Source organism: Methanosarcina mazei S-6 (genome assembly GCF_000970205.1).
GTDB classification, from domain to species: Archaea; Halobacteriota; Methanosarcinia; order Methanosarcinales; family Methanosarcinaceae; genus Methanosarcina; species Methanosarcina mazei.
The window spans coordinates 1,405,965-1,420,101 of sequence record NZ_CP009512.1; the positions used below are offsets into that span (position 1 = coordinate 1,405,965).

At 39.1% G+C, this 14,137-nt stretch carries 11 protein-coding genes; 5 read left to right on the forward strand and 6 right to left on the reverse strand.

From position 1 onward, the window contains the following. The first annotated feature begins 1 nt into the window (after window position 1). Together MSMAS_RS17840 and MSMAS_RS06165 are read left to right on the forward strand one after the other, a co-directional pair. Complete coding sequence (locus MSMAS_RS17840) at window positions 2–2,428, forward strand: AAA family ATPase (protein ID WP_162198104.1); 2,427 nt, start codon at window positions 2–4, stop codon at window positions 2,426–2,428. Next, window positions 2,421–3,779 (forward strand): McrC family protein, encoded by a 1,359-nt coding sequence (locus tag MSMAS_RS06165; protein ID WP_080933330.1) that lies wholly within the window; start codon window positions 2,421–2,423, stop codon window positions 3,777–3,779. Before MSMAS_RS17840 ends, MSMAS_RS06165 begins: the two co-directional genes overlap by 8 nt. Before the next feature lie 193 nt (window positions 3,780–3,972). On the opposite strand, the gene brxL is transcribed toward MSMAS_RS06165, so the two are convergent. From brxL to MSMAS_RS06180, 3 genes are all read right to left on the reverse strand, one after another. Beyond that, window positions 3,973–6,021, reverse strand: a complete 2,049-nt coding sequence (gene brxL, locus MSMAS_RS06170) for a protease Lon-related BREX system protein BrxL (protein WP_048046364.1) — start codon at window positions 6,019–6,021, stop codon at window positions 3,973–3,975. Between the two features lie 71 nt (window positions 6,022–6,092). Then, window positions 6,093–8,795, reverse strand: coding sequence for a BREX-1 system phosphatase PglZ type A (pglZ, locus tag MSMAS_RS06175; protein ID WP_048046365.1), 2,703 nt, complete (start codon window positions 8,793–8,795; stop codon window positions 6,093–6,095). A 218-nt stretch (window positions 8,796–9,013) separates the two neighbouring features. After that, window positions 9,014–10,399: an ATP-binding protein gene (locus MSMAS_RS06180; protein ID WP_230633348.1), complete on the reverse strand. Its 1,386-nt coding sequence runs from the start codon at window positions 10,397–10,399 to the stop codon at window positions 9,014–9,016. Between the two features lie 278 nt (window positions 10,400–10,677). Here MSMAS_RS06180 and MSMAS_RS06185 point away from each other — a divergent pair, with 278 nt between their 5' ends. Both MSMAS_RS06185 and MSMAS_RS18105 read left to right on the forward strand, forming a co-directional pair. After that, window positions 10,678–10,923, forward strand: coding sequence for a type II toxin-antitoxin system HicB family antitoxin (locus MSMAS_RS06185; RefSeq protein WP_015410907.1), 246 nt, complete (start codon window positions 10,678–10,680; stop codon window positions 10,921–10,923). After that, window positions 10,892–11,119 carry a type II toxin-antitoxin system HicA family toxin gene (locus MSMAS_RS18105; RefSeq protein ID WP_011032114.1) on the forward strand — a complete coding sequence of 76 codons (228 nt, stop codon included), beginning with the start codon at window positions 10,892–10,894 and terminating at the stop codon, window positions 11,117–11,119. Before MSMAS_RS06185 ends, MSMAS_RS18105 begins: the two co-directional genes overlap by 32 nt. Before the next feature lie 254 nt (window positions 11,120–11,373). On the opposite strand, the gene MSMAS_RS06190 is transcribed toward MSMAS_RS18105, so the two are convergent. Then, window positions 11,374–12,303, reverse strand: coding sequence for a winged helix-turn-helix domain-containing protein (locus tag MSMAS_RS06190; RefSeq protein WP_226987663.1), 930 nt, complete (start codon window positions 12,301–12,303; stop codon window positions 11,374–11,376). 238 nt (window positions 12,304–12,541) lie between these two features. On the opposite strand from MSMAS_RS06190, the gene MSMAS_RS19740 reads away from it, so the two are divergent. Next, on the forward strand, window positions 12,542–12,667 hold the full coding sequence (locus MSMAS_RS19740; protein ID WP_015410905.1) for a hypothetical protein: 126 nt from the start codon (window positions 12,542–12,544) through the stop codon (window positions 12,665–12,667). A gap of 184 nt (window positions 12,668–12,851) precedes the next feature. Here the strand turns inward: MSMAS_RS19740 and MSMAS_RS06195 are convergent, their stop codons facing one another. Together MSMAS_RS06195 and MSMAS_RS06200 are read right to left on the reverse strand one after the other, a co-directional pair. Beyond that, the gene (locus tag MSMAS_RS06195; RefSeq protein WP_155395347.1) at window positions 12,852–13,340 is read right to left on the reverse strand and encodes a Fic family protein; all 489 of its coding nucleotides are present in this window, start codon (window positions 13,338–13,340) and stop codon (window positions 12,852–12,854) included. Window positions 13,341–13,460: 120 nt separating this feature from the next. After that, window positions 13,461–14,123, reverse strand: coding sequence for an ATP-binding protein (locus tag MSMAS_RS06200; protein WP_011032111.1), 663 nt, complete (start codon window positions 14,121–14,123; stop codon window positions 13,461–13,463). Between the last annotated feature and the right edge of the window lie 14 nt (window positions 14,124–14,137).

Below are 14,137 nucleotides of genomic sequence, written 5' to 3' on the forward strand. Positions count from 1 at the left end.
ATTGACTAAGAAAAATATATTGGAAGCTATCTCGATTGCCAGATTAATTGTTGATGAAAATTTGGTAGGGAGCCAATTATACGAAAGAGATGATGAAGAGATAAGGATAAAAAACAGATATAACTCGACTATTAAACCTAAAATTGAAGAATTTAAATCAAATAACGATGGAAATACGCCAAATAAACTTTTAAAATTGTATTTAGAAGTGTTTATAAGTAAAAAAGGATACAGCGACAAATTTGACGTAAAAGGATTTCATTATAAAGGTCAAGTTGTTAATTCATATGTTTGGGCTGCTATCACAAAAAAAGATAGCTCAATTGATGACATGAAGGCCTCTAAATGTCCTCAGCTTTATATACGGATCGCTGATTCTTACATTCTCTTTGGCTTACGCTATGGAAAACATGTCCAAAACAGTGACAAATGTGTTCAATTTGTTAAATCTGATAAAGGATTGAAGAAGCAACTTCTTGAATTAGTAAATTCCAATAAAGAGATTCATGTCTTTGATGAGAATGAAACTTATGAAGTTGAATTAAGAAAATATGAAGATATAGATAATAACTGGACAGAGAATATAAGGCTAGTTAGTGTAGTAAAAGAAAGCGAAATTCCGGACAATATTGAGAATAGGATATATAATACATTGGATAATCTTTTTGAAGTATTCTTAAAGATATCTGAAATTGAGTCTGTATATGTAAAAGGACGTGGTTCTGTTATAATTGAGGAAGATTCTGCTTCAATGAAGAATGAATGTCTTCGAATGAAAAAACTACTATCCAACAAAAAACAGGTTATTCTATATGGTCCACCTGGAACAGGTAAAACCTACGTTGCATCCAACTTCATAAAATCAAATACTTCTGACCAGATATACAACGAAAAACAGACTATTCCTTATGACTCTTCTAAAAAAGATGATACTTTTGTTACGTCTAATTTAATAAAATCAGATACATCTGACCAGACAACCAAAGAAAAAATCTCTATTGATCGAAAATTTTTCTTTTATGGGTCTAAGCTTACTTATCCGAAAATTCAAGAGCTTTGGAACAAATCAGAATCTACACTAGATATTAATAGTAACATGCATAGAAAAGAGACAATTGATATAATAAAGGCTGGAGATATGCTTTTTATTTATGCTGCCAGTCCTAGAAAGAAAGTTATTGGTATTGCTGAATTTATTCAAAAGGAACTCCAATGGGATGGTAAACTAATTTTTAGAATCAAAAATCTAAAACAAATGAGAAATGGTCCTACATTGGAGGATCTTAGAAATGACAGTATATTATCAAAATCTGAACCTATTATAAATGAATTAAAAGGCAACTTGAATCCAATTAATAAAGATGCAGCTTTAAGACTGCTGAAATTATCGAAGGTTTCACTTGATAATTCAAATGTCGAGAATATAATTGAACCAGAAGTTGTGCAAAATCATGAATTCTCAAAGGTTGAGAAAATAGCCGAACCAGAAATTTCAAAGAATCATGAATTAATCACTTATTACGAATTTATTACATTCCATCCCAGCTTTTCATATGAAGATTTCATTGAAGGGCTACGCCCTCTTAACAATGATGATGGTCAGATATCTTATAAGGTAGACGAAGGTTTGTTTAAAAGATATTCTAGATTTGCTTTCAATGCTCTCATGGCTAAAGCAGAAATCGAAAAAGAATGGGGGCAGATGGAAAATATTCCACAACTGACCGTAGAAGAAAAAGAAAAAGCCAAAAAAGCCGCTGGAGAAGTTTCATTCTACCTTGTAATTGATGAAATCAATAGAGGAGATATTTCGCGTATTTTTGGAGAATTGATTACACTTCTTGAGTCAGATAAGCGCCTTACAGCTGACAATGAACTAATTATCACTCTCCCATACTCCAAAACAAAATTTGCAGTTTCACCTAATCTCTATCTTATAGGCACCATGAATACAGCTGACAAATCAATTGCTCTAATTGACATTGCACTCAGGCGCCGTTTTGGATTTATTGAAATGATGCCTGATTATAGTGTACTCGAAGAGAAGCTAGTAAATGAGGATAAAGATATCAAGGAAGTATTCGATCTTTCAATTCAAGCGCTTAAAAAAGTCAATGAAAATATCCTCAAAACCTACGATAGGGATCATCAAATAGGACACAGTTATTTATTAAAACTCAAAGACTCTAAATCACGCAATGATGCAATTGAGGATTTCCGTTTCATCTGGTATTATGAAATCCTTCCGCTTATGCAGGAATATTTCTATGACGCACCTGCAAAACTCAAACAGGTTTTGGGGAATGAATTTATAGTAGTTGAGAATCGCTCATTTTCCTTTATTGATAACCTTGAGGGGGAAGAGTTCATAAAAACCATCCAGAGAGTGGTAAATTCAGAAAAGAGGCAGAACGAAATAGGTGACTAAGTTGACCATTTCGATTGCAACTCTTTTTGAATACGTTACTTATAATGTAGTCCTGTCAACAGAAAAAGATTATTATTCTGAAAATTCAAGGACCCTTCATTTAACTGAAGAAACTCTTAATGAACTTGAAAAGATTAACAAAACCAATAAATTTCTGGATATCGGAAGAAAAACCCTCAAACCACGGAATTGTATTGGAGTCGTAAAAGCTGGTAGTATCACAATCGAAATATTGCCTAAACTGTTTAAAGATGACAGATATGAACAGCATAGGGCCGTTATTGCAAGAAACCTGCTCAAAATGCTTTCATATTCTGAAAAATTGTCATTAAAGGAGATAGATTCGGCAGACCTTGATACAGAAGAACTTGATTTCTTTGAAATTTTTATCTACTTTTTTGCGAAGAATTTAAATGAATTAATCAAATCGACTCAGAGAAGAGAGTATATCAAAAATTCTGAAGAGCTCCGTTTTATCAGGGAAAGAATAGACACAAGACGCTATACAAATCCCGCACGCTTGCATATTATCCCATGTAATTACCATGAGTTATCTATTGATACTACCCTCAATCGTACACTAAAATACACATGTTATTTGATGTCTAGAATGGTAAAAAATTTCAATTCATTCAGGCTGCTCAGATCAATATCAGGAATTCTTGATTCAGTTACACTTTATCCTGTATCACTTGCAGAGATTGACAGGATTTCTTTTACTAGGTTAAACAGAAAGTTCGAGCCGTTTATCAGAATATGCCGGATATTTCTCTCCCATTCCACGCTTACTCTTCAAGCTTCAGATGTGGAGACATTTTCTCTTCTAATACCTATGGAAACTCTTTTTGAAGAATTCATAGCTAAAGTGATAAAAGAGGACCCAGATTATTTCTTTGGCCCGCAAACTTCGGTCTCAACACAGCAATATATCGGTAAATTAGCTAGCTCTGAGGATGGCTCTGGCGTGTTCAACCTACAGCCGGATATTGTTATTAAAAGAGGGCCAGATGTTGCAATCATTGATACTAAATATAAGCTTCTGGATGACGAAAAACGCAAATATGGAGTGTCACAGGCTGATATGTACCAAATGTATGCGTATGTGACAAAAAAAGATGCTATTAGTTCGATGCTCCTTTACCCAGATACTGAATTAAAAGAGCAAAGGACTTTTTATTATAACCTGGAAAATGAAGGAAAAAGAAGTGTGCCGCTCTATATTACATCGATAAAGCTATCATACGACTTGACAAATGAGAAAGAGTGGTCTGAGTTCAGAAAAGATCTAAGAAATGTTCTCACAAAATTTTTTCCTAATCTTAATCTCTTAGGATTTACAAAATTGAACTGAGAAACAATAGTTTTAAACCTTTAACTATGCAAAATAATGATTTAAACCATAAAGTCTATTGAGCTTGTTTTTTCATTTCAAGTGTGTAAGTTCAAAATCCTACTGCCATTTAGAAAAATGAGTAAGTCTCCACATTTGCAAAAAATATAGAGTTAATTTGTGCCTGCGATCTTCTGAAGTTTACTTCAATAAATTAAATCAGCGCCATCGACTTGTACACTGCATCTATAGGATCCTCATAAAACGAAATCTGGAACTTACTGAAAAGATCCGGTGGCACTGTTGCAATCTTTCCTGCAGAAGAAATTGGAATCATTACCCTCTTTGCCCCTGCATCAAGGCAGACCTGCAAAAGACCAGCAAGATTTTCAAGTATACCTACAGAGCCGCCGATTGTCATACTCCCTAGAATTGCAGTCTGTTCCTGAAGTGACCTTTCCAATGCGCCGGAGCAGAGGCTGATGAAGGCTGGAAGGGCAAGTTCTTCTGACATGCCAACTCCGTAAAGGTCCTGGACGTGCAAAAAGTAATCCTTTTCTTTTACAGATATGCTCTGACTTATGGATTTTGCATTGGCTTTGAAGTAATTGAATGCCGTTTTTATGGATTCCTTTGTCTGAGTATTTGAGCCTGTACCTGATTTTTCATATTTTCCCGAGCCTGCAACTACCTGAACTTCAAACTTGTAAATCCCAATTTTACCAGATTCGGTAGCTCCAACAGCATAGGCTTCACCAGGTTTTGTGATACCTGCAGGGATAATCTTGTTTCCACCGCTTTCTGGGACGGACACGAAGGATTCTTTCAGGTTTTCATTGTCAATATAGGAGAAATTGACATCGAAGAACTCGATCCCTCCTATTTTTTTAAGCTGCTCTTTCACGCGCCTTCTTCCAACGAGGGTATACTCAAGGATCTCCTGCGCCTGTTCCCTGGTGATATTCTCATCCGGGTAAATGAGTTTCATAAGACCTGAGAAGGTCTTTTTAACGGCGATCACATCACGCTGGTTCAGGTTGTTCCCTAGCTTAAAGAATCTGTTTATGTTGTCGGCGTAGGACCTCTTCCTCATTTCCCTGAAGAATTCTGCAATATAGTCAACTATGAATCCATACCTGTCCGTAAAGTGTTCAGGCCTGAACTTCGGGATTTCCCAGCCAGGGATATAATAGTACATCCTGTCGAAAAAGGCGGTATCACTGTTCATGGTTTCCGGGAAGGGAGAGAACAGGTGTGAAGTCTTTAATAAGGACTCAATACTCTGGTTGACATTTCCAACAAAAACAATGGAAGCGTTTGCGTTCTTTTGCTCTTTTCCCCTCGCAAAGGAGCCTGAGGCCATATAGTCTTTAAGGATCTGTATTCCGTCCTTGTCTTTGAAACGGATTCCTGCAACCTCGTCAAACGCCACAACGTCCCAGAACCCAACAAGCCCTATCTGTCGGGTGCCCATGTTGTAGAAAAGGTTTGCAACTGTGGTCTGCCCTCCGGACATCAGGATGGTGTTTGGGGATATTTCCTTGTAAACATGAGATTTTCCAGTACTTTTCGGGCCGAGTTCGCAGAGGTTATAATTATTTTCGACAAGAGGAACAAGCCTTTCGAGCATATGCCACTTTGTGGAAGTTTCAAGCTGGGTAGGCTCCATCCCAATGCTTCTCATCAGAACGTCAATCCACTCATCTTTGGTGAAGTTCTTTCTTTCAACCAGGACCTCCTGGATGTTTACATTCGGGATCTGGATGGGTTTTAAACTGGAGATTATGAATGGCGAAGAAGCTGATTCTGTTGAGTATTCCATCTTGATCATGCACCAGATACCGCCACCGAGAAGCTTGTCGTATTTTATGACATAGTCAGAGTCGATCTCAATGCTTTTGAGCCCGAGATTGGAGAAAGTAGCTTCGTAGATGTCTCTCCTTTCGTTGAGCATAACCGTGATCTTGTCAATAACCGTATAGTAGCCCGTCTCACGGATCTTCGACTTGATCTTTTCGGCTTCATCTGGGCGGACATAGTTCTGGGACAGGATACTTTTTACTATCTGGATGCCTTCCTGGATTACTTCTTCGTCCTCGTCAGCACAATAGGAGCCAAGCAGGTATTCCAGCACGTAAACAGGGACGTTGTGCCCAACTTTCAGCAGTTTTGTAAGGTCTTTTCGTACAACTCTGCCAGGGAAATACTGAATTAATTTTCTGTCGGTTTCAAGGATTGCTGTCTCAAGAGATTCTTCGGTCATTTTTATCCTGTCCCTATTAAATATCCCTACTCTTTTTTATCCCGAATTTTTGTGCATAATTTATTTTCAACTTAGAAGTCATCAAAGTCGCCAATCAGAAGGTCAAGTTCGAATGGAATCCGTGCAATATCTTTAATTTCAGCTGGGTCTTCGTCAATAAGCCTAAGGTAATATGTTTTGTTTTCAAGATTGTTTCCGAGGGTGAGCAGGATATTATACTGCCTTTCTTCGGGTTCATCGGATTCGTTATTGACAATAATGATTTTTTCATCGCTGACCATTTTTTCCTGCCCACCATCAATATCCCATAGAGAAACTTTAATGGTGCGGGATTTCATTTTGTCAGTAACTTTTTCTGTCTGGAAAATCTTTACTTTAAATTTGTTGCTTGTAATCTTTTTCCGGTCATTTATCACCGAGACATTGACTTTACCATGCTTGATACCTTTCTTCTCAATGGCTTTTTCATTCCGCCGATGATTATATGTTAAAACTGGAATTGCAATTTCCTGAGGAGAGGCTCCTCCGTGCACGAAATTGAGCCCCCCTCCCTGAAGTTTGAACCTGAGATCTGCTTTAGGGACATAGGCAAAAAGGGGAGTGTGATCCTGCCCGAGCATATGGCGCATGTCAAAGCTGTGTATGTTATCCAGTGAATTATCCTGTGTAAGTTCCTGGTCACTCAGGATAAATCTCTTTGTTGTGTCAATTATGCGAGATTTGTCAAATAATGAAGTATCTACTTTATCTACACTTTCCATATCGTCTCTTCTGTAAAGGAAACCGTGATCTGCTGTGACAATGATATTTGTTGTGTTCAGTCGATCACTCAAATACTTGACAAGTTTCTTAATTTCAACAATTGTTTCTTCTACAGCAATGAAAACGCTATTCTCTGAGGACTGTTTATCCCCAGTTGAATCTATTTTATTGTGGTATATGTAAAGGACTCTTTTTCCCTTGATGAGTTCTCTTGCTTCTTCCCGGCTGTACCTCATGAAGTCTTCATAATTAAATGCAAGTGAATCTTCATATTTACTCTGCAGGATTTTGTTCCTTTTTTCAAGTCCTTCAGAACTTATGCCATCCACAAAGATTTCTCTTCCCTTATATTCCAGAGCATTATGTGGGAGTAAACTTGCCATTCCAAGCTTTGTGTATGAGGGTAAAACTCCTGCCATGTAGCTGAGTTCGGGAAGTCCCCAGGTATCTTTGTTGAGGATTTCAAAAAGCTCTGCTGCTGCTTCGTAGCGAAGTGCATCGGAGATTATGACTGCAACTTTACTCCGATCATCCTTTTGCAGGATCTTATTTGCTACGTGCTGTTTGTAAAAACTCTTCTGGCTTTCTGCAAGCTCGATCTTCCACTGCCCTTTAAGATCAGATTCAATTAGGCTACTCCATTTCAATAACAATTTTCCGAGTAGCTTGTTGGTGTAAAGGTCTTCAACCTGAGGTCTGAGGTTTTTCTTCAGGATATCTTTTTCCTGCTCTTTGTCATAATAATAGTAAAATTTCCTATAGAGGTAATCAATCTGGTAGTAAGTCTCAGCATACGCTTTGAATAACTCGTATAAGCTAGGAGTGTTTTCAAGTGCGTTAGATGCTTTTGGATTATCATAATAGTTCAGGGAAAACTGGAAGAGCTTAACCGCATATCCAAGCGCGTTGTAGATATTCTCATACTCTGAAAACCAGTGCTTTGTCCTGCGGGTATCAATCCAGGAAAGATAGTTTTTAAAGTCATCTTCTGTTGAATTTACAGGACTGTTCAGGGATTTGAGTATATGAACAATTAAAGCTTTATCAAATGTCTCAACAGCTTCGGCTTCAAGATATGTCTGCACATCTCGCTTATCAAGCGCTGCCTGCAGGTTCTTTTCCAGATCATGGTTATTTTCTTCAAGGATTTCCCTTGTATATTTTTCAAATGTATTAGAATCCCGTGAGCTGTCCATCCAGTGCTTGAGGAAGATCTGACACTCGTTTTCTTTTCGGTTCACATACTGGTCGTAACCTGAAAGGGAAATTCCTGAATACCTCTTCATGTGTGTAATCAGGAAACTAAGGAAAAGCTTCTTCAGGGTAGGATTCTTTGCCGAAAACCCAAAGTCCTCTTCTGAAAGTTCCCAGAAGTTTTCCTTCAGTCCGAATTTTGAGATATTCTCCAAGATAGGATTTTCAGCTTCATCCAGTGATTTGAGCATGATGTCCCTAACAATCTGTTTGAACTCAGGAGCCTGCGTTTTTGAAAAAACAGCCAACATGCCCAGAATGAACTCTTTTTCACGCCAGTCTTTCTGGTAGAACTTTTTTAAAGGCTGAACTCTTTCTTTCTGGTTGCCAAAGAATTTCTCGTATTTAGTGAAGAAGTCGTCAAGATCATGCCCGTCAATCTCAAACTCGCTCTTAATGTCTGAAATCCGGCTGTTTTCGAATCTGGAAGAATAGAGCTGGATATCAAAAAGCCAGTTAGATTCGTGTGATCTTTCTTTGTCTGGACAGTAGATTAAATATTTTGATTCCGTATCTTCAATTTCGAGGAGTTTTTTGGTTTCAAAGTAATTGTTGTCAAGGATATGGAATTTGATGTTATTTTCTTTCAGGATCTGTATTATTTCTTCAAGCTCTTCTCCGGGAGCATTCTTCTCCTGATCCCAGGCAGTTTTATCCCTGTCGTACCAGAAAACTATTTTTCTTTTCTCATAGTCTTTGAATTCAGAAGGAGAAAATTTTTTGAGTATGCTACCACTGGTTTTTTCTACGTTGACCATGAAAATTCATATCCTGCTATTAAGTATGGTAAGGCTTAATTGAGAGCTAGAGATTTAGATACTTTATCCCTGAAATACTCTTTTATTTTTAAAAGATTTTGCTAACTTTTGGGTTGGTCATTCATACCGCATGTAAAAATTATCCGTCTTGTCATTTCCTATACATCACCCAAATTGGATCCAGGACTTGATAATAAGGACAATTGTCTTTTTTGATATCATGGAATGAGCTCTTCCAGCTCCCATACAAGAAATCCATCATCTTCCAGGTTCTTTCTACCTTTGACCTTTCGAGCCACTATCCCGACTTTCAATTTTTGACCGGATATTCCTTTTACTAATTTTGTTTTATCGAGTGTTAATTCCAGAATCTCTCTAGCTTCGTTTTCAGCCAGTTCTTTATTCTTGACTTCAATTGCCAGGGCTTTTCTCCCCTGGTGATCTACTCCAAGAATGTCAATCTCATCTCCCTTCCGGTTCCACCAGCTCCCAAGCTCTGGATAATCGCTGATCATTTTTTCAACCAGCAGTTCATGAACTATGTCCTCGAATATCTTGCCTGTGTAACTCTGCCATTCCTTCCGGACCTTTTCCAGCATAGGAGAATAATTGCCTGCCATATACCGGCTGTACATAGGATATATGAAGCGACCATAAAACCTGAAAAAATTATCCTTCAGGAAATACCGTCCTCTCTTGCTTTTTTCAGGACTGTCCGTGATAGGTATCCGGTGTTCCACTACTCCCAGCAGATCTGTGAGATCGTAAAAATAAGGTGACAATGAGCTCGAAGAAACATGTGTCATGTCTGAGATCTCGCTCATCGAGCATCTTCCCTGTGATATCGCTGAGATTATTTCATAATATGTGGAGTGCTCCTTCCCAAATTCCTCTATCAGAATTTCCCTCACTTCATTTTTAAGCGGTGCAAACTCGCTGAATATCAGCTTTTCAAGGGCATCATCAAATCCTGTGCACTGATACTTTTCAAACAGGCGATAGTAATACACCGTCCCTCCGAAAAGGAAGTATAGATTCAGTTTTTCTTCCGGATTTTTTATACCCATGCCATCGAGCATCTCAAATGTCTCAAGGACCGTAAAGGGCTTTATGGTCAGAATATTATCGGCACGTTTGAAGAGCGGAGCCTGTTCCTCAATGAAGATTTTTCTTATCATGCCAATAGAAGACCCGGAAACGATAAGAAAGATTCTGCAATTGTCCGGCTTCATGTCCCAGTATCGCTGCAGCTGAGTAATGAAAGATGGGTAGACTTTCTGGAACCTCTGGAATTCATCAATCGCTATTACCAGGTCCCTGTCATAAGAGGTAATGAATTTGAGGAAATTCTCAGGTTCATCGACTTTTATGTAATCCGGCAGGTCCAGTTTCTCCTTTAAAAGCCGGTCGAACTCGTCCATCAGAATGTTAATGCTTTTGTTACTGTCAACGAAAAGATACAGCGCTTTCCTGTTCCGTGTGAACTGCTTGATCAGCTCGGTTTTTCCTACCCTTCTTTTGCCGGTTATGACAAAAAAAGATGGTTTCCCCTGATCGAGCAGTTCCATAAGTTTAAGCTCTTTCTGCCGGTTGTAGAATTGCATAATGATTATTTTTGTAATAATTATATTTATAATCATTCTCCTGGGAATTCTGGACTCGCTAAAGCATGGAGAAATTTATGCAGCACGCTTACAAACTGACCGTATTTGCAAATTTTCTTGCCCGTTCCTGAAATACACGATTAAATTACATTACTAATTAATTATGTTTCATATCAGATACTGATCCACGCGGTGAAAAGTACCCCCTCGACCAGAAACCTTAAACTGGGACATCTTCCAAAGAGAGATTTTTTATAGCACATAGGAAATCTTTAATCATGGAAGAAACGTACAGGTTTTCAGCTGTCGTCCATAATGAAGGTAAATGGTATGTTTCCTGGTGTCCGGAGCTTGACATCGCAAGCCAGGGTGAAACAATTGAAGAAGCCATCGAGAACCTGAAGGAAGCAATTGAACTCTACCTCGAAGACGAGGACGTCAAAATCCCTGCAGCCAGACAGGTTTTTACCACAACGGTAGAGGTCTCTTCCCATGCCAAAACTTCCCACGCCCTCAGCTCTTGAGGTCATCAAGGCTCTCAACAGCCAGGGTTTTCAGGTCATATCTCAGAAGGGCAACCATATCAAAATGAAAAAGAAGGCTCCGGATAAAATTCTCGTTGTTATTGTCCCGGATCATCCCGAAATTCCGTCAGGGACTTTGAAATCTATAATCAGGCAAGCCGGAATGACCGATGACGAGTTCGTCAAGCTTCTGTAATCAAATAAAGGTCAAAATTTTTTAGTTAAGAATTCGATTACCTCTTCCTCGGATTTCCTATATCGAGATTCAGGAGGTTTGGATTTTTCATTCTTTTCAAATAGAGAATGAAGCTTATTAATAGCAACCGGGTCTGATATATGTAAACAGTTTTGTTCCAGATATCTCGACGCCATAATTTTCCCCCTTGTAATTTAATCTTCTCTTTTTTACAACTATATGTGTTCTTAATTGATATATGTTCTTTCACTTATTCATTCCCTATTTAAATATTTTATCATTTGGATTCTCTCTACTCCATCCTCCTGCATTTCGGACTGCAGTTCTATAAACTTATTGTTCTTATAGAATTTCACTACAGAGTCGGCTTCTTTATTTGCTTCAAGCCAGACAATAGTCCCTCCTAACAACCCGATGCAGTCATAAACAATGTTTACGGCTTCATCAAGCAGGTATTTCCCTTTAAAATTATATTTGAACATGTCATTTTTCCCTAACTGGGCAATAAAATAGGACGGAATGCCTTCCTGTTCTCTCAGCAGGTTCATGTCCCTTTTTTGCTTCCTGTTTAATTTGTTCTGGTCCACAGTTAGTATTTTCAAAGCCAGGGCAAAAAACCCAAGAATACAAAAGTTTTCGTCATCACTGTTTTCTCGATCAAGTATAAGGTATGATCTGCATATTGATTTGTCGTCAAATCTTTCCATTTTATGCCGCACAAAATCTTGAATGTCCGGGTCTTTTGAGCAGTAGAAACTGCTTAATGTCCTGTCAACTTTCCCTTTATCAGCCTGTGTAAGCTGCCTGTACGAAACAACAATTGGGTCGAGTTTAAGTTCAAAAGTGTTTAAATAAGTCCGTATCTCAATCAGTTGCTCAAGATCTTCAAGTTTGCTTTCTTCAAGTACCTGTGTATTTAAAAACCTCACTCCCTCAGGATTTATGGAAATTAACCCATCTGACCCATCACGGATAAGTCGTATCATTTTCAGGTACTTGGAAACCCAATAGATTTCGTTTTTGAATTCATTGATTTTGTAATCCGGATCATCCTGTTGAAAAAAACACCCTGCTTTAAAATCATCAACCAGTTTTGCTTCAAGCTCAGAGTACCTGCATCCCTTATACCTATAGATATTCTTGACCATCTGGCTTATGACAGTCTCAAAACATGGAAGTTTCACATGTTGCCCACTCAAGATTATCAGATTCCTGAGAAATGTAGAAAATAATAATCAATACACGCTCCAATCTGTATTAAATTTTGCCAACAATCCTGATTAATTATCTGCGATTTGTTTTAGAACATTCACAAGATGCCAATGAGTTCTACAACCTTGCTGGTTCCCTGGCAAGGTCATGGCGTGTTTATGGTTTTTTTGGTGTGATTATAACGTTTTTGAAACTCACCAGGTGTCCCTGATGTCTGGTTACCAGGAGCAGGGATTCCAGATCCTTTTCTACGAGCTTTCGCTTGCGTTCAAAACAAACTACTGCGGCTTCAAAATCAAGATCCTCAACCTTTCTGTCAGGAAAGAAGTGTTTTAGTGCGGCTTTAGTGCGGCTTATGCGGCTTTAATGCGGAATTAATGCGGAATTAATGCAGAACTATTTTGGCCTTTAAGATGTTTGAAGCACCAGACTTGGAATGCCTGTAAATTCATCACACGCCGTGTGATGAATCTGCAGATTTCCATCGAATACAGGCATGGACATGACTGACATGATTCTCTTATTCTATGCCTTCATGTGCCTCTTTATCTAAAAATGCCTTACCTTTATCTGTCAGGCGGTATTTCTGCTTGCTGCTTTGGGGTTTGTCGGGGATTGTCATTTCAATGAAGCCTGCATCGAGCAGAGGACTTAGTATGCGCTTTCTGAATTTGCTGCGGTCTGTCCTCTCTGTGAGCTCCATCAGATTGACAATAGAGCATTCATTTTTACATTTTTTGAGTACTTCAACTTGGTGCCGGCGAAGTTCCAACATAGTGCCTGTTCTGGCACCAAGTTCACTGACTTGGTGCTCCGGGATATCCAGTATCCCTTTTATTTCTTTAGATTCAGGCAGTACTGCAATAGATTCCGCCAGATAGACAATGAACCTCACCCGCATACCCACTTCAACGATCTCAGGCTCAGGAAGCCCGAGAGCCTCTGCTTCCTTGAACATGCGCCTGACACCGCTGCTCCACTGCTCGATTATTCTGGTGTTAAAGAAGATTTCTGCTACCCTTTAGTTCCTCAGTTTCGAGGCATGTGGCTTTCAAATTCATCACATGGCTTGTGATGAATTCGCCGGTTTCCATCCGATGCATATTTTTTCCAGTATTTTTATCTGGTTTCATTCTTCGCCTCCCTCAGCCTCTTTATCTAAAAATGCCTTCCCTTTAGCTGTCAGGCGGTATTTCTGCTTGCTGCTACGGGGTTTGTCGGGGATTGTCATTTCAATGAAACCAAGCTCAAGAAGCCTTTTGATTTGTTTTTTAAGCTCTCCTGAAATGGTCTTATGGCCTAATCCAGACGCAAGTTCGGCTTTTCCGGCATCATTTTTCATAAGAAGGACCAGCACTTTAGCCGCAAGCAGTGACTCTAGCCGTAACTCGGGCTGTAACTCGGGCCGTAACTCGGGCCGTAACTCGGGCTGTAACTTTCCTTCACCTGTAACTAAGCCTGTGGTTTCAACCGCAATGGATTCCGCCAGATAAACAATGAACCTTACCCGCATACCCACTTCAACGATCTCCGGTTCAGGAAGACCGAGAACCTCTGCTTCTTTGAACATACGGCTAACACCGCTGCCCCATTGCTCAATAAGGTCAAGTTCCCGGAAAACGCGAGCTATAACGCGGTTCCGTAATTTGGAAACCCCCTGAAGCATATCTTCCACCGTTAAACCCGGAAGCAGGATGCCAGGGTTTTCTATTTCAATGCGGTCATCAAAAAAAGAAATCCGGATGGGTGCACCTTTCTGGGAGTAGTCAGCGTGGACAACAGCATTGACCACAGCTTCCCGCAGGA